This is a genomic window from Sphingomonas sp. 2378, from assembly GCF_038084995.1.
GTDB lineage: Bacteria > Pseudomonadota > Alphaproteobacteria > Sphingomonadales > Sphingomonadaceae > Sphingomonas.
Genome location: NZ_JAXCMJ010000035.1, coordinates 1 through 21958 on the forward strand (window position 1 = coordinate 1; position 21958 = coordinate 21958).

Genomic DNA, 21958 nt, shown 5'->3' on the forward strand with positions numbered 1-21958 from the left:
CAGCGCAAAACCCCAAAACCCCATAGGTCACCCAGCGTGGCCCGCGGCTTCCTGCTTTGGAGGATATCGTACACCTGCCGGTGCCCGATTTCCTTCACACAATGCGACGAGAATAGTGTTCGGGCCATAAGCACGAACCCGCATATCGCGCCGGATATTCCCCCTTGCCGTTCCATGCCCCCCCCTGATCCATTTCAAAATGTTGCGGCGCGGAACCAGCGGGTCGCCGCTGCATTCCCCCTCCTGCCATTCAACAGGAGCTACCACCATGAAAAAGCTGGCTATTACCCTCAGTCTCGCCGCAGCCGCCATGTCGATCTCGGCCTGTTCGACGTTGAGGGGGGCCGCCATCGGTGGTGGGGGCGGCGCGGGTGTCGCGGCGGCGACCGGGGGCAGCGTTGAGAAGGGTGCGGCCGTGGGCGGCACGGCGGGTGCCGTGATCGGCACTGTCGCGGACTGACGTTATTGCGCGGGAGTCCCTGCCTCTGGCCGGGCTCCCGCCGCCTCCAGCGCCGCCGCCCGCGCGGCATCCTTGGGTCGCCCGAACCGGCGGAACAGGCCCAGCAACTCGGCGCGATCGGGCACGAACAACGCGGTCCCGTCGAGCATGATCCGTTCGCGGGAGCGCGGCTTGACCGGATGCCAGACATTCGCTTCGGCGACGCAGAATCCCGCCATCACCTCGACCGGCACCGGCGGCGCGGTCCAGCGCGCAAAGACCGCCGAGCGAAACAACGGGTCGGGCGGCATATCCAGCGGCACCACGCCCAGCCGATCCAGCACCGCCCCGGCCAGCCCTTCATCGACCAGCAGATCGACGTCTTTCACCGGCCCGGCCTCGACCCCGTGCAGCGCCACGCCCGCGCTGCCGATGATCCACCAGCCTTGCGAAAACGACGCCATCGCCCCGGCCACGTCCAGCAACGTCGCGCGAAGCTCCGGCGTCATCGCGGCGATCAGTCCCCGGTCAGGATACGGTCGACCAACTGCTTCACGGTCGGCACGAACCCATTCGAATAGAAGGGATCGCGCTTGAAGTTGTAGGCCGCATGCCCTGCGAACATCAGGTTCTGCTCGACATCGCCGCCATGCGCGATCTCCTGCAACGTCTTCTGGATGCAGAAGCTGCGCGGATCGGCCAGACGGCCGGTCGAGTTGGTTTCGCTGTCCGCCCAGCTCGAGAACAGGCACTGCGACAGGCAACCCATGCAGTCGGCCTGATCCTTGCGGATTTCCTTGGCCTCTTCCGGCGTCACGAACACCAATGTGTTGTCCGGCGTCTTCAGCGCCATGGTGAAGCCATGGCCGAACCATTCGCGCGCGCGCAGCAGGTCGCCCTTGGTCACCCAGAAATTCTTGCCCTTCACGCCCACATCGAGTTGGAAGACATGGTCGCCCGCTTCCTGGGTCGAAAAGGCGATCTGGCGCTCCGACCGCGCTTCCAGGCTGCGCAGGAAGGGGTTGCGCACCGCGCTGGAATAGAAACCCGTCGGCGAGAAGCGATGCAGGAGCACATCGCCCTGCTCGATCGTCATCAGCCGCTGCTTCCACTCCTCGGGGATCGGGCTTTCCTGGGTCAGGAGCGGTCGGGTGCCGAACTGGAAGGCGATCTTGCCCAGTTCGGGATTGTCGATCCAGTCGTTCCAGTCCCGCAGGTACCAGACGCCGCCCGCCATCACGATCGGCACATCGTCCGAAATGCCGCCTTCGCGCATCGTATCGCGCAAAGCTTTCACGCGGGGGTAAGGATCCTGGGGCTGCAAGGGGTCTTCGGCGTTGGACAGGCCGTTATGGCCGCCCGCAAGCCAGGGGTCCTCATAGACCACCGCCGCCAGCCATTCCGCCGCCTTGGAATAGGCGCGCTTCCACAGCGCACGAAAGGCGCGGCCCGAGGAGACGATGGGCAGATAGCTGACCTGGTGATGCGCCGCGATCTCGGACAGCTTATAGGGCATGCCCGCGCCGCAGGTCACGCCCGCGACCAGCCCCTTGGTGCGCGACAATACGCCTTCCAGCACCCGCTGCGCGCCGCCCATTTCCCACAGCACGTTGATGTTGATCGCGCCCTTGCCACCGGCAATGTCCCAGGCGCGCTTCACCTGCTGGACCGCGCCCTCGATGGCATATTCGATCAGTTCCTCGTGCCGCTCGCGCCGGGTCAGCGCGCGGTAGATCTGGGGAATGATCTTGCCCTCGGCGTCATAGCTGTCGGCGTTCACGGCCGACACGGTCCCGACGCCGCCCGCCGCCGCCCAAGCGCCCGCAGAAGCGTGATTGGTCGCAGCGACGCCCTTCCCGCCTTCGATCAGCGGCCAGACTTCGCGGCCGTTGTACAGGATGGGGCTCAAGCCTTTGAACACGTCGTTACCTTGTCTGTCCGAAAGGGTCTCATATAGCGTGTTAGGAACGCTAGGCGAGGGGGAATTAAAGACACGGCCGGGTGCCGGGTTCAACCCAATGCGCCGGGCCGCCCCAGGACCTGTTCGTACAGCGTCTTGTAGCGGGCGACCATGTGGCTCTGGTCGAATTCGGCGCGGGCGCGCTGCTGGTTGGCGGCACCCGCCTGGGCGCGCAACTCGGGATGCGCGATCAGTGCCTGGATCACGTCGCGCAGCCGCACCTCGTTGGGCGCGTCGGCAATGAACGGTTGATTGGCCTCCGACACCATCGAGCGCACATCGCCCACCGGCAGCGAGGCGATGGGCAAGCCCGCCGCCATCCCTTCCAGCACCGAGATCGGCGCCTGTTCGGACAGCGAGGATAGCGCGACGATGTCGAAATGCCGGATGTAATTATAAGGCCGCTCTAGAAAGCCAGGCATGACCAGCCGGTCGGCAATGCCCATGGCGGCGGCGGCCTGCTGGATGGTGGCGCGCTCCGGCCCCTCGCCGACGATCACCAGGCGAAAGCGTCCGGGGATGCCGCCCATTGCGCGGACCAGCATCGGCAGGTTCTTGACCACCCGCAGGCCCGCCAGCGCCCCGACGACGATCTCCTTGGGCTGGCGCACGAAGCCGGGGATGCCGTTCGGATCGGGGTCACGCGCGTACAGCGCGGTCGCGATGCCGTTGGGGATGCGATGGACCCGCTCGGCGGGCTGCTTCCAGGTGCGGAGCGCGATGCCCTCCAGCACATGGCTCGGCACCGCCAGCGCATTCGCCGCCGACAGGGCGATGCGGCGATAGATGTTGCGCTCCAGCTTCAGGCCGCGCGCTTCGTCGGCGTTGAACCCGTCCTCGTGATGGACCAGCGGCGGCGCGCCCTTGGGATAGACGCGCCGCGCCATCACCCCGTCGATCGCGCCCCAATTATAGGTCAGCACCAGGTCGAAGCGGCGCATATAGGCGGCGATCGCCTCGTAGCGCTTGACCGAGGGCTTGCCCGTCAGCGACGGCGCGTCCTGTGCGATTTCGTAGCGTATGTCCTTGGCGATCGAATCCCGCGCGCCGAGTTCGTCGGGCATGGCGGAAACGATGGTGTGCTTTGCGGCATCGCCGAACGCATTCATCAGCGCGACCGCTCGCGCCTCCTTGCCGCCCAGCGAGAAGGAGGAATGGAGGTGCAGGATGTTGAGCGGACGGGCCATAGCCGCCGGATTAACGGGCGGCAGCGGCGTTGGAAACCGCTAGAGTCGATCGCCCTTCACGTTTTCCTCCCCTTGCAGAAAACCTGTGCGAACGTCGGGACGCTGCCCGACACCATGGACCACCCCGGCGGAGGCCGGGGTCCAGTCGGGAGGCGATTAGAGGCATTTACAATCGTCCCGCAACTGGATCCCGGCCTTCGCCGGGATGGTGCCAGGCGTATTTGCATTTGCAGAGGAGTCCCTTGCGGGGGGAGGAATGGAATGGGCCTTATCCCGCTACCCGGTCGAGCAGTCGCCCGATCCCCGCCAACGCCTCCGGCTCGGTCAGCAACGGCGTGTGGCCGACATGCGGGACCGTCACCAGTTCGGATGGCGACAGCGCCTTCACCATCCGCTCGGCGACGCTCGCGCTCAATATGTCGGACCGCTCGCCGCGCACCACCAGCGTCGGCACCCCGTTCAGCGCATCCAGTGCCGCCCACATGTCCGGCCCCGCCTCGGCATTGGGCACGCGGAACGGCTCGGCGATCTTCAGGTCGTAATCGAGGACGATCCGTCCTGCGCTGGTCAGCCTATGGGTCCGCTTGGCCATGGCGAGCCAGTCCTCCATTCCCCAATCGGGATAGACGTCCTCGCTATTCTCGTGAAGGCAGCGCGCGGCGTGAAGCCAGGTCGGGAAACTCTGCCCCTTGCCGACATAGCCTCGGATACGCGCCAGCCCCGCCGCCTCGATCTCGGGCCCGATATCGTTGAGCACCGCCCCCGCCAGCCGCCCGCGCGCGGTCGCCGCCAGCACCATCGTCACGATCCCGCCCAGCGAGGTGCCGACCGCGACGAAGCGGGTAATGCCCAGTTCGTCCAGCAGCGCCTCGACATCCTGGACATAGGTCAGGGGGACATAAGTCATCGGATCCTTGGCATAGGCGCTCTCACCCCGCCCCCGGAAACTGACCGCGATCACGCGCGAACGGCCCGCCAAAGCCTCGGCCAGCCCCTCGAAATCGCGGGCGTTGCGGGTCAGGCCGGGCAGGCAGAGGATCGGGGGCAGCGCATCCGACCCGGAATAGTCGCGCGCATGAAGCCGCAGGCCGTCCTTCGACCACCAATAACGATTCTCATATGGAGTCATGCTTGAAGGTTCTCCGGTGCCGTCTCCATATCGCGGTATGCCCCTGTCCCCGCAAGCCTATCGCCCCGCCCGCCCGCTGATCGAGATCGCGGACTTCCTAGCCGATCCGGTGGAGGCGGCGGATTTTCCGCAAACCGTCATCCGCTTCCGCAACGATCGCGCCGCCGCCGAGATCGGGCTGGAGACGCTGACCGATGAGGAATGGGTGGCGCATCTGGGGCGGTTCCAGCCCTTGCCCGACACGCTGCCGGGGCCGATGGCGCTTCGCTATCACGGCCATCAATTCCGCCAGTATAATTCCGATCTGGGCGACGGACGCGGCTTCACCTTCGCGCAGATGATCGCGACCGATGGCCGGTTGCTCGAACTCGGCACCAAGGGGTCGGGGCAGACGCCCTATAGCCGCTTCGGCGACGGCCGCCTGACGCTGAAGGGCGGAGTGCGCGAAATCCTGGCGACCGAGATGCTGGAGGCGCTGAACGTCCCCACCTCGCGCACTTTGTCGCTGATCGAGACGGGCGAGGCGCTGCACCGGGGCGACGAGCCCTCCCCCACCCGCTCCGCCGTGATGGTGCGGATGAGCCATGGCCATATCCGCATCGGCAGTTTCCAACGGCTCGCCTTCGAGCGCGACGAAGCGGGGATGAAGCGGCTGGTCGCCTATGTCCTGCGTCATTTCTATGGCGAGGCCTCGGACGATCCCGTCCGCCTGCTGACCCTGGTGGCTGAGCGTGCCGCGACGCTGGCGGCGCACTACATGACCGCCGGGTTCGTCCACGGGGTGCTCAACTCGGACAATATCAACGTCACCGGCGAGAGTTTCGATTATGGCCCCTGGCGGTTCGCGCCGACCTGGGACCCCGAGTTCACCGCCGCCTATTTCGACCAGACCGGCCTCTACGCGCTGGGCCGCCAGCCCGAGGCGATCCAATGGGACGTGATGCAACTCGCCTCCAGCCTCCGCCTGATCGCGGAGAGCGAGCCGCTGATCGCCGCGCTGGAAGGGTTCGCGACGAGCTATCTGGCGGAGATCGTGACCGCGATCCTCTGGCGGCTGGGGGTCACCCCGCGCGGCGGGACCGAGGACCGCGCGCTGGTCCAGAGCTTCGAGCGAGCCTTGCGCACGTCGCAGGCGGGGATCGACCGCGTCTATTTCGACCTGTTCGGCGGACAGGTGCCGGATCATTACGACGACACCTGGAGCGAACTGCGCGATCTGATCGAACCCTATGCGCCCCGCCGCGCCCGCGACCACGCCTATTGGCAGGGCGAGCCCGAATCCATGCTGATCGACGAGGTGGAGGCGATCTGGGCGCCGATCGCCGAGCGCGACGACTGGACGATGCTGTACGACAAGGTCGCGCGAGTGCGGGTAATGGGCGCGGCGCTTGCCGACCCCGATGCGGCGGCCTAGCCTCGTCGCCATGACCAAGTTTCTGTCGACCTACGAACCCGCGACCGGCGCGCTGATCGCCGAACTGCCCGTTGGGGACGCCTATGCCGAAGTGGCCGCCGCGCGAGCCGCTTGGGGCCATTGGGCCACCACCCCGCGGGCCGAACGGATCGAGACGTTACGCCGCTTCGCCGAGATCGTGCGCGCCCGCGCCGACACCTTCGCCAACCTGATCGCACGCGAAACCGGCAAGCCGCTCTGGGAAGCGAAGACCGAGGTGGACACGGTCATCGCCAAGGTCGCCATCTCGATCACCGCGCAATCCGAACGCGCAGGCGAGCGGGCGAGCGAGCAACCGGGCGGCGGCCGCATGGCGTTGCGCCACCGGCCGCACGGCGTGCTGGCGGTGCTGGGGCCCTATAATTTCCCGGCGCATCTGCCCAACGGCCATATCGTCCCCGCACTGCTGGCGGGCAATGCGGTGGTGTTCAAGCCATCGGAGAAGACGCCCGCGACGGGTGCCTTTCTGGTCGAATGCTATCATGCGGCGGGGGTGCCCGAGGGGGCGGTCCGGCTGTTGATCGGCGGGCCGGATCAAGGCCGCGCACTGGCCGGGCATGACGATATCGACGGACTGCTCTTCACCGGCTCGGCGCGCACCGGACTGGCGCTCAACCGCCAGTTTGCCGAGCGGCCGGAGAAAATCCTCGCGCTGGAGATGGGGGGCAACAATCCAATCATCGTCTGGGACGATCCCGACCTCGACGCCGCCGCCGCGTTGATCGTCCAGTCCGCCTATACCAGCGCGGGGCAACGCTGCACGGCGGGGCGGCGGCTGATCGTGGAGGATCGGCTGTACGATCCGCTGATCGCCGCGCTGACCCGGCTGACCGACCGGATCATCATCGGCGCGCCGCATGATGAACCAGCCCCCTTCATGGGGCCGGTGATCGACAATGACGCGGCGGAACTGCTTGAGATGGCTTTCGGCAAACTCGTCGACATGGGCGCGCGGATCATCCGTCCTCTCGAACGCCTGGACCCGGAACGCCCTTTTCTGACCCCTGCGATCCTCGACGTGAGCGCGGTAGGCGAGCGCCCCGACGACGAACTGTTCGGCCCGGTCCTGCAAGTCTCCCGCGCCCGCGACTTCGTCGACGCGGTCGAACAGGCGAACGCCACCCGCTACGGCCTGTCCGCCTCGCTGATTTCGCCATCCCGCGAGCGGTACGAGCAATTCTGGAGCGGTATTCGCGCCGGGATCGTCAACTGGAACCGGCCGACCAACGGCGCGGCGTCCAGCGCACCGTTCGGCGGCATCGGCTGGTCGGGCAATCATCGCCCCAGCGCCTATTACGCCGCCGATTACTGCGCCTATCCGGTCGCCAGCGCCGAGACGGAGCAGGCCGCCGCGACGATCCCGATCGGGTTGCGCGGATAGGGAAATGGCCCGGAACCGAGGTTCCGAGCCATCCCGTCGCTCAGAAGCGGGCGGAAATGCCGACCCGCAATGTCCGTCCCCGGACCGTGTAATAGGTCGGGAAGGTGTTGAAATAGGCGCCCGTTGCGTAATTGGTATCGGACCCGATCAGGGGCGGATCCTTGTCGAACAGGTTCTGCACGTTGAACCGTACATCGATCCCCTTCACCAACGTGATATTGGTGTTGAAGTCGAAATAGCTGTAGCCCGGAATGCGATTGGCCAGCGGATAGGTCTGGCCCGGCGATGCCGCCAGCACGGTATTGGTCGACAGCTTGGAATTGTTCGTCGGGCCGGTGTAGCGCCAGGTGAAGCCCAGTCCGCCCTTGATCCAGGGAAGCTGCCAATTCACGCCCGCCACATGCCGCCAGCGCGGCATCGGATCGCCGCAGGCGAAACCGAAATAGCCCAGGCACGACCAGGGCGTATTGCCCGGCGCAAACTGCCGTTCAAATTTGGTGGTCAGCGTTCCGTTGAAGTTCAGGCCGAAGGTGCCGATATTGTCGGCAAGGCCCAGACGCTTGGGGTCCAGCGCATAGTTGGTGCTGAAATCGATGCCCCGCGTCGCCGTATAGCCCGAATTGTTATAGCGCGCGTCGGCGATCAGCAACTGCCCCGTCTGCGGATCGCGCTTGTAGAATTGACAGAAGAATTCGACCTTGTTGCGATAGCATTGGTCGAACGCCATATCGATACGGGTCCACTCGAACGCGCCCTGGATGTTGATGTCGTACCAGTCGACCGACGCGGTCAGACCGGGGACGAAGCGCGGCTGGAACACCACGCCCAGCGTCTTGCTCCGCGACCGTTCGGGCTGGAGGTCGGAGTTGCCGCCATTGATGAGCGTCGTCGGACAAAAGCCGTTCGTGTCGCATCCGGTATAGCTGGACAGCGCGTCATATTGCGCGCGCGTCATGCCGATCGAGCATTGTTCGAAGGTGTAACGCGTCGCCCCCTTGCCGTCGGTGGAGGCACGCGGCGGGGCACACAGGTCGAGTTTCATGGAATTGGGATAGCGGTTCTCGCCCTCCAGACGCTGGAGCACGCCTACCCGCACCGCGCGGTTATAGCTGCCCCGGAAACGCAGGCCGTCCACCGGTGCCCAGCTCGCCTCCGCCTTCCAGCTATGGATCAGGTTCTGATAGACGTCGTAGTCGGAAATCCGATAGCCGCCATTGATGCTGAGTTCCTTGGCGAAGGGCTTGTCCTCGACCAGCGGAATGTCGATTTCGCCGCCCAGTTCCTTCACGCTGGTCCGCCCGTCGAAGGTCGTGAAGGTCGACCATGAGCCGAAGCCCTGAGACTGGTTGCGATATTTGCGATATTCGCCGGTGATCGCGAAGCCGATGCCGTTGGTGGCGAACGGGCTCTTGATCCCGTAATCCTCCAGCGTGCCCGACACGATCGCATTGATGACCTGCAAGTCGTTCTGCTGGTGGCGGCTACCCGGTCCGGTCACCCAATTATAGACCGCGTCGCTGATCGAGGTGTTGGACGAAAAGGCATCGATCGGCTGGCAGTTCGGGTCGGTGCCGTTGATCTTGGACAGGCAGGTCGGCACGCCATTGACGTTGCGGACCTGAAGCCCGCGCGCCAGGCGAGCCTCTTGATCGGGCACATAGAGATGATCGGCCGACCCGTTCATGATGTTGCGGGTCTGCTGATAGCTGAGTTCGAACCGGATCTTGTCGACGATCATCCCCGACAGGTTGAGCGAGCCGCGCCAGTCGCTGGTCGTGTTACGGAAATTCTGGATCATGCCGGGGCGGAACAGCGACAGCGCGATGGGATTGCTGAGCGCGGTGCTGCCCGCCGCCGCACCGCAGATTTCCTGGGCCTGCGACGCGCTAAGGAACGGATTGTCGCAATTGACCGGCGCGGCGGGCGTCCACAGCCCGCCATCGACCGAATTGGCCCCCGTCTCCACGATACGGCTGTAGAGGAAGCTGCCGTTCAGCCGCATCCCCAGCGGCAGTTCCGCCGTCAGGAAGCCGCCGCTATTGACCGTTTCGCTGCGCCGCTGGATCGAATCGACCCGCTGAATCCGCACCTCGTCCGCCGTGTCATAGGGACGGAAGCCGCGCGAACCGTCGCGCGCATTGGTCCGGTCCTGGTCGTTGATATTGAAGTAATTATACGGGTTATAGGTGGTGCCGTCGCACGTCCATCTCGTATTGCCCGCATCCCGATTATTGGGATCGAACATCAGCAGCGGGCAGTTGACGGTATCGATATTGCGGAACTGGATCGGGTCCGCCTTCTTGTAGGTCGCGAAGCCGCTGATGTTCACCTTGCCGTCGAACAGGTTCTCGCCCGCCGCCAGCGACGCGAAATAATTGCCGCCGCCCAGATAGGTGCCGCGCGGATAGGTATAGCCCGCATTCTGCGCGACCCGGGCGAGCAGCGGGTTGTCGTTATTGTGGTTGAAGCCGCTGACCTCGCCGTCGAAGGCGATGCCGTCGAACTTGCGCTTCACGATGAAGTTGACCACGCCCGCGATCGCGTCCGAGCCATAGACCGCCGAGGCGCCGCCGGTCATGATGTCGATCCGCTCGATCAGCGCGCCGGGGATGATGTTGACGTCATTGTCCATCCGCTGCCCGTTGAGCAGCGTCAGCGTACGGCCCGCCCCGAGGTTTCGCAGGCCGACCGGCGCCGCGCCGGAGTCCCAGCGCTGGCCCTGAAGCCCCAGCATCGGCGTGACCTGCGGCAATTGCGCCAGCGCATCCTCTACCCGCGCGAGCCCCCGCTCCTTCAGATAGGTGGCATCGATCGTTGTGATCGGCGCGTTGCTGGTCATGTTCGGACGGACAATTCGGGTGCCCGTGACGATGACGTCCGACGGATCCGCCTTTTCCTGCCTGGCGTCGATCTTGTCGGTGGAGGCGGCAACCCCGGTCAAAGGCGCATCATCCTGAACGACAGGATCGCCCGCGCTGCCAACCACTTGCGCCGATGCGACGCCGGACCAGGCCAGCGCAATCAACGATGCCCCTAACAAGCGCTTCGCGCAACGAAATTCCCCCATTCGACTCTTCCCCGCTTTGATCTTTGCGAATCCATTCAACCATAACTCGGAGCAATAGGCAAATATGTTATACTATATGCGCCGCAGCATGGACTGTCCCAAGTTGATCTACCGCCTCCCCAAGCATCGCTCGGTTGTGGAGCGGGCGGCGGGGGGTCATCTGTCGGAGCATGGCTAGCCTTCTCGACCCAGCCGCGCGTGGCCGCGTGATCCTTGTCGGTGCCGGGCCCGGTGATCCGGGCCTGCTGACCGTTCGCGCGGTCGAGGCGCTCAAACAGGCCGATGTCGTCGTGCATGACGGCCTGATCGATCCGCGCGTCCTCGATCTGGCCCCACCAGAGGCCCAGCGTATCTCGGTCGCCAAGCGGCGCGCGCGGCACACTTTGTCGCAGGACGCGATCAACGCGCTGATCGTCGCGCATGTGAAGACCGGCGCGATCGTCGTGCGGCTGAAGGGCGGCGACCCGTTCATCTTCGGGCGCGGCGGCGAAGAGGTGGAAGCGGTGCGCGCCGCCGGGCTCCGCGTCGAGGTGATCCCCGGCGTCTCGGCCGCGCTCGGCTGCGCGGCGGAGGCGATGCTGCCGCTCACCCATCGCGATCACAGCTCGGCGGTGTCCTTCGTCGCGGGCCAATGCAAGGGGCTGACCGATCAGGACTGGTCGGGGCTGGCGGGGCAAGGGCGCACGCTGGTCATCTATATGGGTGTGGCGACCGCGAGCGGCATCGCCGACAAGCTGATGGCGGACGGCGTCGCTCCCGATATGCCGGTCGCGGTGCTGGAGCGCGGCACGCTGGAAGGGCACCGCGCGATCCGCACCCTGCTCGCCGATCTGGGGCCTATGGTCGAGCGCGAGGCGGTGCAGAGCCCCGCGATCATCGTGGTGGGCGAAGTGGTCGAATTGTCGGATGCCGAGGACAAGCTGGCGCGTTGGGCTCGTGTGGCGGAAGGGATGAGCGCATGAAGCTGTTGACGGGCAATGACCTGGCGACCGGCGATGTCGTCTGGTGGACCGGGCAGGAATGGTCGCGCCATATCGAGGACGCGGTCGATGTCGGCGCGAATGGCGAGGCGATCCTGCGCGCCGAGGAAGGCGCGCGCCGGGTCAACGTGCCCTATCTGATCGATGCCGAGGCCACCCAACAAGGCCCCCGCCCCGCCCATATCAAGGACCGTATCCGCGCGCTCGGCCCCACGGTGCGCCCCGACCTGACGCTGAAGCCCGCAGATGCGGATGCCGGCGCCTGGGTAATTTGAGAGTTTAAGGCATGTACGCTTACGACGAATATGACCAGAGCATCGTCGATGCCCGTGTCGAGGAATTTCGCGACCAGGTGGAGCGTCGCCTGTCGGGTGCGCTGACCGAGGATCAGTTCAAGCCGCTCCGGCTGATGAACGGCCTCTACTTGCAGCTTCACGCCTATATGCTGCGCATCGCGGTGCCTTATGGCACGCTGGACAGCCGCCAGATGCGGATGCTGGGCCATATCGCGCGTAAGTACGACCGGGGCTATGGCCATTTCACCACGCGCCAGAACATCCAGTATAACTGGATCAAGCTGGCCGACGCGCCCGACATCCTCGCCGAACTGGCCACGGTGCAGATGCACGCCATCCAGACCTCGGGCAATTGCATCCGCAACATCTCGTCGGACCAGTTCGCCGGCGCCGCCGCCGATGAGGTCGCCGACCCGCGCCCCTGGGCCGAGTTGATCCGGCAATGGTCGACCTTCCACCCCGAATTCACCTACCTGCCGCGCAAGTTCAAGATCGCGGTGATCGCGGCGGACGAGGACCGCGCGGCGATGCGCTTGCACGATATCGGCATCCAGTTGCTGGAGCGCGACGGCGTGCTCGGCGCGAAGATCTTCGTCGGCGGCGGCATGGGTCGTACCCCGATGATCGCGCATGAGGTGAAGGACTTCATCACCGCCGACCATCTGATGAGCTATCTGGAGGCGTGCCTGCGCGTCTATAACCGCTATGGCCGCCGCGATAATATCTACAAGGCGCGGATCAAGATCCTGCTGCACGAGATCGGCGTCGAGGCGTATCGCGAACAGGTCGAGGCGGAGTTCGCCGCGATCCGCGATCTCGGCATCGACCCGCCGGTCGCCGAGCTGGCGCGCATCACCGCCATGTTCGACGGGCCGGACTTCGCCAAGGACGCCCCCGACACGGTGGACCGCTCCGACCCCGATTTCGCGGTCTGGCTCGACCAGAATGTCGCGGCGCACAAGCAGCCCGGCCATGCGATCGTCACGATCAGCCTGAAGCCGATCGGCGGCATCCCCGGCGACGCCTCGGCCGATCAGATCGACCTGATGGCCGACCTGGCCGAGCGTTACGGTCATGACGAGCTGCGCGTCACCCACGCCCAGAACATCGTCCTGCCGCATGTCCGCAAGGCCGACCTGTACGCCATCTGGACCGCGCTTCGCGAGGCGGGGCTGGCGGAGGCCAATCTCGACCTGATCTCCGACATCATCGCCTGCCCGGGCCTCGATTATTGCAGCCTGGCCAATGCCCGCTCCATCCCGCTGGCGCAGAAGATCGGCGAACGTTTCGCCGGGCGGCAGCGCGAGCTGGGCGAGTTGAAGCTGAAGATTTCGGGCTGCATCAACGCCTGCGGCCACCATCATGCCGGGCATATCGGCATATTGGGCGTCGATAAGAAGGGCACCGAGAATTACCAGCTTCTGCTCGGCGGATCGGGGGCGGAGGACGTGTCGCTCGGCAAGATCACCGGCCCCGGTTTCGACGAGGACGGCGTGGTCGACGCGATCGAGCGCGTGACCGACCGCTATGTCGCGCTCCGTGAGCGCGGCGAGCGTTTCCTCGACACCTATCGTCGCGTCGGAATGCAGCCGTTCAAGGAGGCGATCTATGGTTGATCCGATCACCGTGAACACCAATGCGGGCGAGACGCTGCTGCGTTTCCGCGACGATGTGGTGCATGACGAACCGGCGGTGACGCTGGACGCGTTCCTGGGCCAGACCAATGCCACCGCCGTCCGGCTGGAAGCGGGCGACGATGCGCGCGAGTTGCTCCCGCATCTCGGGCAGATCGCCTTGGTCGAGATCAGCTTCCCGACGTTCCGCGACGGGCGCGGTTACTCGGCGGCGCGCATCCTGCGTGAAGCGGGGTTCGAGGGCGAGTTGCGTGCGGCGGGCGACGTGCTGGTCGACCAGATCCCGCACATGCGCCGCTGCGGCTTCGACAGCTTCGCGCCGGACAAGCCGGTCGATGCGGCGACGCTGACCAAACTGCTGGCCCTCTATCCGCAGCCCTATCAGAAGGCGGCGGACGCGCGCGTGCCGGTGTGGAAACTCCGCCATGGCTGAGCGTGCGCTCGACCGAATCCCCGATCGAATCAATGTGCGGCCCGCCTATACGGTGGAGGACGCCGCCGCTTACGGGGCGCGGTTCGCAGGGGTCTCCGCACCGGAGTTGCTACGCACCCTGCTGACCGGCGAACTCCGTGGGCAAATCGCGGCGGTGTCGTCCTTCGGCACCGAATCCGCCGTGCTGCTGCATATGGTGGCGAGCGCCGATCCGGCAACGCCGGTGGTCTTCACCGACACGCTCAAGATGTTTCCCGAAACGCTGGCCTATCGCGACGCGCTGGTGGCGCGGTTGGGGCTGCTCGACGTGCGGGTGATCCGGCCCGACCCCGCGCTGCTGGCGGCCAAGGACCCGGACGGCATCCGCCACGGCTATGACCCGGACGGCTGCTGCGATCTGCGCAAGGTGGAACCGCTGACGCGCGGCCTCGCGCCCTTTGAGGCGTGGATTTCGGGGCGAAAGGGCTTCCAGGCGGGCACCCGCCGCGCCCTGCCCCGCTTCGAGGTGGAGGATGGGCGGTTGAAGCTCAACCCGCTGGCGGATTGGGACAAGGCGGCGTTGAATGCCTATTTCGCGGCGCATGATCTGCCGCGCCACCCGCTGGAGGCGGAGGGCTATCTGTCGATCGGCTGCGCGCCCTGCACCAGCCAGGTGAAGCCGGGCGAAGACCCACGCTCGGGTCGCTGGCGGGGGTTCGATAAGGTGGAATGCGGGATACACCGCCCGGTGGAATCCGTCCGCCCCGTCTGAGTTTCACGACTCCGGCGAAGGCAGGGGCCCAGTCGCAGTGCGCCTCGTAGCGCGCGGAAGGGTTGAGCGAGCAGCGGGAGGCCTCCCACGCATCGTCTCGCGCGCCTTCAACTCGATGGCATCTGGGCCCCGGCCTTCGCCGGGGTCGTCTGAGTAGCGAGGGAAACGCCTCCCTCCGTTCGCACTGAGCGAAGTCGAAGTGCACGCTCCAACGCTCACCCCTTGGCGAAGGTCATCCCGTGGCCTTCGACTACGCTCAGGCTGAACGGCCTGCGGGAATAATCCCGCCGCCGCTCAATAGCCCGCGAAGTCGGTAAACCGCGTGATGGTCGGGTCGAACTTCATCACCACCTTGCCGGTCGCGCCGTGACGCTGCTTTGCCACGATCAGTTCGGCCAGGCCGTAAACCCGCTCCACCTCGGTCGCCCATTTGGCGTGGTCCTCGAAGACCTTGCCGTCATCGCCTTCCATCGGGCGCTTGGGCTCGCGCTGCATCATGTAATAGTCTTCGCGGAACACGAACCAGACCATGTCGGCGTCCTGCTCGATCGAGCCCGATTCGCGAAGGTCGGACAGCATCGGGCGCTTGTCCTCGCGCTGCTCGACCGCACGGCTCAACTGCGACAGCGCCAGCACCGGCACGTTCATGTCCTTGGCCAGCGTCTTCAACCCGCGCGAAATCTCCGAGATTTCCTGCACACGGTTGCCCTCCGACGACTTGCCCGAGCCGGTCAGCAACTGGAGATAATCGACCACGACCAGCCCGATCTCGTTGTTGTGCCGCCGCTGCAATCGCCGAACGCGGGTGTGCAGCGCCGAGATGGACAGGCCGCCGGTGTCGTCGATGAACAGCGGCAATTGCTCCAGTTCCGCCGCCGCCGCGGCGAGTTGCGCGAACTCGTTGCGGCTGATCTTGCCCATGCGCAGCGCTTCGGAACTGATCCCCGACTGCTCGGCCAGGATACGCGTCGCCAACTGGTCGGCCGACATTTCGAGGCTGAAGAACGCGACCTTCGCACCGACCGACTCGGAGGGCGGGATGCCGTCCTGCATGTCGCGCATCCAGCGGCGCGCGGCGTTGAACGCGATATTGGTCGCCAGCGAGGTCTTGCCCATGCCCGGACGGCCCGCCAGGATCATCAGGTCGGACCGGTGCATACCGCCGATCTTGGCATTGACCGAGTCCAGACCCGTGGTGATGCCCGACACATGGCCGCCCGAGTTGAGCGCCCGCTCGGCATTCTTGACGGCCATGGTGGTGGCCTGAGCGAAACTCTTCACCGCATTTTCGGAGCCGCCGTCGGCCGCGACCTTGAACAACTCATTCTCGGCCAGTTCGATCTGCGCGCGCGGATTGACCTCTTCGGAGGTGTCCATCGCCCGGTCGACCAGGGTGCGCCCTACGGTCACCAGCGCGCGGAGCATGGCGAGGTCGTAAATCTGCGTCGCGAACTGCCGCGCACCGATCAGACCCGCGCCCGATCCGGTCAGTTGCGCCAGATAGGACGGGCCGCCCAACGCCTTCATCCCCTCGTCCGCCTCGAACATCGGGCGCAGCGTGACCGGGGTCGCCAGCATGTCGGTGGCGCGCAGATTCTTGATCGCGGCGAACACGCGACCATGGACGGGCTCGAAGAAATGGTCCGGGTCCAGCCGGTCGACCAGATCGTCGGCCAGCCGGTTGTCGATCATCATCGCGCCCAGCAGCGCGGCCTCCGCCTCGATATTGCGGGGAAGCTGCTGCGGCTCGGCGGCGGCGGCGGGGTTCTGGAATGCGAGGGTGGCCATTGCTCCAGCGTTAGCGCGGAGTGGCCCCGGATGAAAACGCATTGCGTCGATCAGCGGGGGATTTGCGGCGCACGCGCTTCGCGACTATCCCGTTCGCCATGGCCGATCCCCGGATCATCTCTATCGACCTGGACGAGCGCAGCCTGGGCTGGCGCTCCGCCGATGTCGAGCAGGAGCGGCGGATCGCGATCTTCGACCTGATCGAGGAGAATTATTTCGCGCCCCAACGCCCGCAGGCGGACGGCTATGCCGGCCCCTATCGCATCAAGCTGGAGTCCGAGGAAGGACGCCTCGGCATCCATATGTACCGCGAGGACGGGACGCATATCGAGACTTTGGTGCTGGCGCTGGGCCGCTTCCGCAGGCCGATCAAGGACTATTTCGCGATCTGCGACAGCTATTACCAGGCGATCCGCGCCGCCACCCCGCAACAGATCGAGACGATCGATATGGCCCGGCGCGGCATCCATAACGACGCGGCGCAGATGCTCAAGGAGCGGCTGACCGGCAAGATCGAGGTCGACTTCGACACCGCACGTCGCCTCTTCACACTGCTCTGCGTCCTGCATATCCGCAACTGATGGCGATTCTCTGGAAAATCGGCGCGGGGCTGCTGGCCCTCGGCGCGATCACGGCGGGCGGGCGGCACTGGGCGACGCATTGGCGGCCCGCGACCAAGCATTATCCGTTGCAGGGCATCGACCTGCCCGAGAATCCGCCCGCCGTCGAATGGCGCACCCTGCGCGCGAACGGCGCGGACTTCGCCTATATCGTCGCGACATCGGGCGCGGATCGTCGCGATCCCGCGTTCGAGGGCAATTGGACCGCTCTGCCAGAGGCGGGGATGCGACGCGGGGCGATCCATATCTATTCGCTGTGCCAGCCCGCCACGGCGCAGGCGGATGCGTTCAACATCTTCGTGCCGCGCGCGGGCGATGCGCTTCCGGCCGCGATCGACCTGTCCTATCATGACGATTGCACCGCCCGGCCCGACCGCGCAACGCTGGTCGCCGACCTCACCCGCTTCGTGACGATGGTGGAGACGCATACGGCCAAGCCCGTGATGCTCCGCGTCTCCAAGGCGTTCGAGTCGGATTACGCCATTACCGCCGCCCTGCCCCGCCCGGTCTGGGCGGTCGGCAACATGCTGAAACCCGATTACGCCGCCCGCCCCTGGCGCATGTGGCGTGCCAGCGATTTCCGTCGGGTCGAGGGGGTGGAAGGCCCCGTCAATTGGGACGTCGTCACGCCATGAATGCCACCGATCCGAATGCCCTGCCCAATTCGCTGATTGCCGCCGCCCGCGTCGCCGCGCGCAACGCCCATGCGCCGTACAGCCGTTTCGCGGTCGGCGCGGCGCTGTTGATGGAGGATGGCTCGATCGTCACCGGCGCGAATTTCGAGAATGCCAGCTACGGCCTGTCGCTCTGCGCGGAGACGGTCGCGATCGCCACCGCCTCCGCCGCCGGGCGTCTGCGCGAGATCGTCGCCATCGGCGTGATCGGCGGCGCGATGGATGCGGACGGCGTACCGACCGGCAACATCCCGGTCAGCCCCTGCGGCCGCTGTCGCCAGGTCATCAACGAAGCGGCCCAGATGGGCGGTCGCGACCTGCCCGTCCATTGCGGCGCGGGGGAGGGCGATGCGGTGCGGACCTACCGCCTGTCGGAGTTGCTGCCGGATGCGTTCGGCCCGGCGGATTTGGGGATCGGCTGATCTTCTCGCGCGAAGGCGCGAAGACACGAAGAGATTGTTCGCGCAGAGGCGCAGAGAACGCAGAGAGGTTTTGGGTCCCGAAGTCCCCCGAACCGCTCCCGAGGACCGGCCATCGCCTGCCACGAAGTACGGCACCTCCGCGTTCTCCGCGCCTCCGCGCGAACATCAATCTTCTTCAAAGATCATCGCGTCTTCGCGGCTTCGCGTGAACGATATCACGCCCCCGGCGCCTCGCTCCGCGCCTTCATCGCCGCGCCCGCCGCCTGGATGAATTGCCAGACCTCGGACGAAAAACCGGGATCGGCCTGACCGTCCCATTCCGCTCGATTCTGGTGCAGCCGGACAGCCCCCGCCCGCATCTCCGGCGACGCCACCGCATAGAAGGGTGCGAGCAGAGCCTGCCATTCGCGGACGAACCCCCGCGCCGCCTCCGAATCCGGATCCATCGGCAGCGCCGCCGCGATCCGCTGGCCCAGATCGGCCCATTGCGCCTGATAGGCATTCTGGTCGAAATCCGGCCCGAGCGTGTCCATCCGCTCGGCCCAATGCGCCTGTTCCTCTTCGGTGAAATGGCGGTCGACCACCGATTTCCATTGTGTCGTCGTCATGGCATTCCCTTTTCGAATCAGCGAGCAAAGCGTCGCGACGTCGATGCGCTCGCCGGCATCGATGCGGGACTGAATGGACCGGAGCAGCGCGGCGGTTTCCGCAAGCGTCGCGCGCTCCGCCTCGACGACCCTGGCCTGCGCCGCAATCATCGGCCCCAGCGCCGCGCTCGGCCGGTCGAGCATCCGCCCGATCGTCGCCAGCGTGAAGCCTGCCCGCTTGAGCGCGACGATGGCGTGCAGCCGCTCCAGCTCGCCCGCACCGAAGATCCGCCGCCCGCCCTCGCTCCGCAGCGGCCGGATCAGCCCCCGCGCCTCGTAAAAGCGCAGCGCCCGGCTGCTGAGCCCGGTTGCGCGGGCGATCTCGGTGATGTCGAGCATGGTCGTCATGGGGCGATCGTACCGCTTGACGCTGCGTCAACCGCAAGCCCCTTTTTACGGTTGCCGCTTGCCCTGTCCCCACGATCCGGCGATGAGCGGCCAAGCTTAAGGGGAATGAAGATGTCGATCCTGTCCGACCGCTGGATTCGCAAAGCCGCGCAGACCCAAGGGATGATCGAACCCTTTGTCGAGAACCAGCGCCGTGACGGCTGCATCAGCTATGGCCTGTCCTCCTATGGCTATGACGCGCGGGTGGCGGACGAGTTCAAGATCTTCACCAATGTCGACAGCGCGGTGGTCGATCCCAAGGACTTCGCGTCGAACAGCTTCGTGGATCGCAAGACCGATGTCTGCATCATCCCGCCCAACAGCTTCGCGCTGGCCCGCACCGTCGAATATTTCCGGGTGCCGCGCGACGTACTGGTCATCTGCCTCGGCAAATCGACCTATGCGCGATGCGGGATCATCGTGAACGTCACGCCGCTGGAACCCGGTTGGGAGGGGCATGTGACGCTGGAATTCTCCAACACCACCCCCCTGCCCGCCAAGATCTACGCCAATGAGGGCGCGTGCCAGTTCCTCTTCCTGAAGGGTAACGAACCCTGCGAGACCAGCTATGCCGACCGGGCGGGCAAATATATGGGCCAGCGCGGGGTCACCCTGCCGCGCCTGTGATGTGAGGGCGGACCGACATTCCACCCATTCCGCCCTTGGGAATGAAAGTGGCACGCCCAACGCCTGACGGAGGGGCCTTCCCCTCTCGATAAGAACCGCTTCTATCCGGCCGAAACGTTGCTTCCCTCCGTAGGGGGAAGAATCGGGGCGAACTCCAGCGACCGGCGACGATGGGCGGACGTCGCTCCGGCGAAAGCCACGCAACCTGTCGGCAAGTCCAGACGCGACGCGCCTGGACCTGCCTTTCGGCTTTAGCGCGCCGCGATCGTCTGCGGCAAATGGCGCAGGCCCGTGCGGGCCACGGTGTGCGACGACAGGATCGCGCCCGAGGGCATGTCCATCGCGATCGGCTTTTCCTGCAACACCGAATCATACAGAGCGCGCGCTTCGGCGGCGCGACCCGTCTTGGCATAGACGGCGGCGAGGTTGAGCATCAGTTCCGGGCTGTCCGGGCTGGCGCGACGCTCCTGGAGCAAGGTCCGCTCGGCGGCCAGGAAATTCCCGGCGGCAATCTCGTGAAACCCCGTACGCTGCGGCCAGGAATCCTGGGCCATGGCCGGGGCCGCCATGCCCGCCGCCGCCACAAGCAAAACCGAAACGACTCCGCGCATCTCAATTCTCCTATGTTTCACTTTTATGACGTTACGTTGTCATTTTTGTGAAACGTCCGCAAGCGGTGAAAGATGCGCTGTTTCGGAACGGATGGCGAGCGGTGGAAAAGCTTGGGCGTTGGCAGTCCGACCGGGAGAGTAGGAGAGGCATATCGATCGACCGATCCGCAGGACGGTTCGGACGGAGCGGCATTAGCTGAGGATCGCTCGAGAAATGCCACTCCAGCAGGTGATCGGCCCAGCTATATCCGGGTGCACTCTCGTTGTTGCGAAGATCGAAATTGAGCACGGGCGGGGGGTGGCCTTCGATTTCGCTCAGGCTAAACGGCGTTAGCGGTCCTGTTCCTCCCCAACTTTCCTTCATCCGAACCGGGATCAGAAAGCGCCTCCAACCTCCAACCTCCACCATCCGTTCAGCCTGAGCGAAGTCGAAGGCCAGGGGAATCGTCTCATCCCCGCTCACAACGAAAAAGGGCGGCCTCCGCAGAGACCGCCCCATTCCGTCCGACACTGATCGCCGAGGATCAGAAGTCGTTGCGATACTGCTCGTTGCCGATGAAGCCGAGCTTGCTGACCGCCGAGCGCTTGATAACCGCCAGGGTCTCGTCGACCTTGGCGTATTTGGCGTCCGGGGCGGGCTGGAAGTGCAATTCCGGCTCGGGATTCATGGCAGCGGTCTGATCCAGAAACTGGCGCAGCGTGACCTCGTCGACCGGCGCACCGTTCCAGGTGACCGTGCCGGCGGCGTCGATGCCGACCTTGTTCTTCTCGCTGTTCACCTGCGGCTGGTTTCTCGGAGAGTTGACCGGAAGGTCGACCTTCACCGCGTGAGTCTGGATCGGGATGGTGATGATGAACATGATGAGGAGCACGAGCATGACGTCGATCAACGGCGTCGTGTTCATGTCCATCATCGGCTCGCCATCATCGGATCCGGCGCTCATTGCCATGGCGTGCTAACTCCTATCGTGTCCGCCGCGTCGATCAGACGCGCGGGTTGCCGCCGGGAGGCGGCTCGGAGATGAAGCCGACACGGGCGAAACCGGCCTGCTGCATCGTGTAGATGGTGCCGCCGATGCACCGGTACGGCGTGTTCACGTCGCCCCGGATATGCGCTTCGGGCAGCGAGTCCGGGGTGATGTTGGCACCCAGACGCTCGACCTCGGCCTTCAGCTTTTCGACCGCGCGGGTGCGCAGTTCGTCCGAGGTCACCGGGCTAAGGCCCCAATAGACCTTGCACTGTCCGTTCTCGCTGGTGACCGAGAGCGACACGTTCTCCGGCTTCGTCGTCGTCGGATCGAAGCGGACGTTCGGCAGCTTCAGCGGAACGGTCTGAATCACGACCGGAACCGCGATCAGGAAGATGATGAGGAGCACCAGCATGACGTCCACGAGGGGCGTCGTGTTGATCTCCGACATCGGTTTCTCGGCGGAGTCACCGCCAACGCTCATCGCCATGAGAGAGCTATCCT

Annotated in this window: 22 protein-coding genes; 12 read left to right on the forward strand and 10 right to left on the reverse strand. The window is 65.5% G+C overall.

What is annotated here, in order from left to right:
• Positions 1-268 precede the first annotated feature (268 nt).
• Positions 269-460 carry a hypothetical protein gene (locus tag SM191_RS14800; protein WP_341506870.1) on the forward strand — a complete coding sequence of 64 codons (192 nt, stop codon included), beginning with the start codon at positions 269-271 and terminating at the stop codon, positions 458-460.
• 2 nt (positions 461-462) lie between these two features.
• On the opposite strand, the gene SM191_RS14805 is transcribed toward SM191_RS14800, so the two are convergent.
• From SM191_RS14805 to SM191_RS14820, 4 genes are all read right to left on the reverse strand, one after another.
• The gene (locus SM191_RS14805) at positions 463-948 is read right to left on the reverse strand and encodes a hypothetical protein (protein WP_341506871.1); all 486 of its coding nucleotides are present in this window, start codon (positions 946-948) and stop codon (positions 463-465) included.
• 8 nt (positions 949-956) lie between these two features.
• On the reverse strand, positions 957-2360 hold the full coding sequence (locus tag SM191_RS14810; RefSeq protein WP_341506872.1) for an NAD(P)H-dependent flavin oxidoreductase: 1404 nt from the start codon (positions 2358-2360) through the stop codon (positions 957-959).
• Between the two features lie 89 nt (positions 2361-2449).
• Positions 2450-3586, reverse strand: coding sequence for a glycosyltransferase (locus tag SM191_RS14815; protein WP_341506873.1), 1137 nt, complete (start codon positions 3584-3586; stop codon positions 2450-2452).
• A gap of 268 nt (positions 3587-3854) precedes the next feature.
• Positions 3855-4715, reverse strand: coding sequence for an alpha/beta fold hydrolase (locus tag SM191_RS14820; protein ID WP_341506874.1), 861 nt, complete (start codon positions 4713-4715; stop codon positions 3855-3857).
• A gap of 37 nt (positions 4716-4752) precedes the next feature.
• Here SM191_RS14820 and SM191_RS14825 point away from each other — a divergent pair, with 37 nt between their 5' ends.
• Together SM191_RS14825 and astD are read left to right on the forward strand one after the other, a co-directional pair.
• Positions 4753-6129, forward strand: coding sequence for a protein adenylyltransferase SelO family protein (locus SM191_RS14825; protein WP_341506901.1), 1377 nt, complete (start codon positions 4753-4755; stop codon positions 6127-6129).
• A 10-nt stretch (positions 6130-6139) separates the two neighbouring features.
• Positions 6140-7549 carry a succinylglutamate-semialdehyde dehydrogenase gene (astD, locus tag SM191_RS14830; protein WP_341506875.1) on the forward strand — a complete coding sequence of 470 codons (1410 nt, stop codon included), beginning with the start codon at positions 6140-6142 and terminating at the stop codon, positions 7547-7549.
• A 40-nt stretch (positions 7550-7589) separates the two neighbouring features.
• Here astD and SM191_RS14835 read toward each other — a convergent pair whose 3' ends face one another.
• Positions 7590-10490, reverse strand: a complete 2901-nt coding sequence (locus SM191_RS14835) for a TonB-dependent receptor domain-containing protein (RefSeq protein WP_341506876.1) — start codon at positions 10488-10490, stop codon at positions 7590-7592.
• Between the two features lie 296 nt (positions 10491-10786).
• Between SM191_RS14835 and cobA the strand changes: the two genes are divergently transcribed.
• Genes cobA through SM191_RS14860 form a run of 5 tightly spaced genes read left to right on the forward strand, consistent with a single transcriptional unit; the run spans position 10787 to position 14710 of the window.
• On the forward strand, positions 10787-11578 hold the full coding sequence (gene cobA, locus SM191_RS14840) for a uroporphyrinogen-III C-methyltransferase (protein WP_306998740.1): 792 nt from the start codon (positions 10787-10789) through the stop codon (positions 11576-11578).
• Positions 11575-11871: a DUF2849 domain-containing protein gene (locus SM191_RS14845; RefSeq protein ID WP_341506877.1), complete on the forward strand. Its 297-nt coding sequence runs from the start codon at positions 11575-11577 to the stop codon at positions 11869-11871. Before cobA ends, SM191_RS14845 begins: the two co-directional genes overlap by 4 nt.
• Positions 11872-11882: 11 nt before the next feature.
• Positions 11883-13508, forward strand: a complete 1626-nt coding sequence (locus SM191_RS14850) for a nitrite/sulfite reductase (RefSeq protein ID WP_341506878.1) — start codon at positions 11883-11885, stop codon at positions 13506-13508.
• Complete coding sequence (locus SM191_RS14855) at positions 13501-13959, forward strand: DUF934 domain-containing protein (protein WP_341506879.1); 459 nt, start codon at positions 13501-13503, stop codon at positions 13957-13959. The genes SM191_RS14850 and SM191_RS14855 overlap by 8 nt, the downstream gene beginning before the upstream one ends.
• On the forward strand, positions 13952-14710 hold the full coding sequence (locus SM191_RS14860; protein ID WP_341506880.1) for a phosphoadenylyl-sulfate reductase: 759 nt from the start codon (positions 13952-13954) through the stop codon (positions 14708-14710). The genes SM191_RS14855 and SM191_RS14860 overlap by 8 nt, the downstream gene beginning before the upstream one ends.
• 294 nt (positions 14711-15004) lie before the next feature.
• Here SM191_RS14860 and SM191_RS14865 read toward each other — a convergent pair whose 3' ends face one another.
• Complete coding sequence (locus SM191_RS14865) at positions 15005-16498, reverse strand: replicative DNA helicase (protein ID WP_341506881.1); 1494 nt, start codon at positions 16496-16498, stop codon at positions 15005-15007.
• Between the two features lie 98 nt (positions 16499-16596).
• Between SM191_RS14865 and SM191_RS14870 the strand changes: the two genes are divergently transcribed.
• The 3 genes from SM191_RS14870 to SM191_RS14880 are packed head-to-tail and all read left to right on the forward strand — an operon-like array spanning position 16597 to position 18214.
• Positions 16597-17079 (forward strand): UPF0262 family protein, encoded by a 483-nt coding sequence (locus SM191_RS14870; RefSeq protein ID WP_175314205.1) that lies wholly within the window; start codon positions 16597-16599, stop codon positions 17077-17079.
• A complete protein-coding gene (locus SM191_RS14875; RefSeq protein WP_341506882.1) occupies positions 17079-17753 on the forward strand; it encodes a glycoside hydrolase family 25 protein in 675 nt (224 codons plus the stop codon). Before SM191_RS14870 ends, SM191_RS14875 begins: the two co-directional genes overlap by 1 nt.
• Positions 17750-18214: a cytidine deaminase gene (locus SM191_RS14880; RefSeq protein ID WP_341506883.1), complete on the forward strand. Its 465-nt coding sequence runs from the start codon at positions 17750-17752 to the stop codon at positions 18212-18214. The genes SM191_RS14875 and SM191_RS14880 overlap by 4 nt, the downstream gene beginning before the upstream one ends.
• A 215-nt stretch (positions 18215-18429) precedes the next feature.
• Here the strand turns inward: SM191_RS14880 and SM191_RS14885 are convergent, their stop codons facing one another.
• On the reverse strand, positions 18430-19209 hold the full coding sequence (locus SM191_RS14885) for a MerR family transcriptional regulator (protein ID WP_341506884.1): 780 nt from the start codon (positions 19207-19209) through the stop codon (positions 18430-18432).
• 111 nt (positions 19210-19320) lie between these two features.
• Here SM191_RS14885 and dcd point away from each other — a divergent pair, with 111 nt between their 5' ends.
• The gene (gene dcd / locus SM191_RS14890) at positions 19321-19875 is read left to right on the forward strand and encodes a dCTP deaminase (protein WP_341506885.1); all 555 of its coding nucleotides are present in this window, start codon (positions 19321-19323) and stop codon (positions 19873-19875) included.
• A gap of 251 nt (positions 19876-20126) precedes the next feature.
• Here dcd and SM191_RS14895 read toward each other — a convergent pair whose 3' ends face one another.
• The 3 genes from SM191_RS14895 to SM191_RS14905 form a co-directional block, all read right to left on the reverse strand.
• Positions 20127-20486 (reverse strand): tetratricopeptide repeat protein, encoded by a 360-nt coding sequence (locus SM191_RS14895; RefSeq protein WP_341506886.1) that lies wholly within the window; start codon positions 20484-20486, stop codon positions 20127-20129.
• 524 nt (positions 20487-21010) lie between these two features.
• Positions 21011-21436 (reverse strand): ExbD/TolR family protein, encoded by a 426-nt coding sequence (locus SM191_RS14900; RefSeq protein WP_267434529.1) that lies wholly within the window; start codon positions 21434-21436, stop codon positions 21011-21013.
• 34 nt (positions 21437-21470) lie between these two features.
• Positions 21471-21944 (reverse strand): ExbD/TolR family protein, encoded by a 474-nt coding sequence (locus tag SM191_RS14905; protein ID WP_230483027.1) that lies wholly within the window; start codon positions 21942-21944, stop codon positions 21471-21473.
• Positions 21945-21958: the final 14 nt, after the last annotated feature.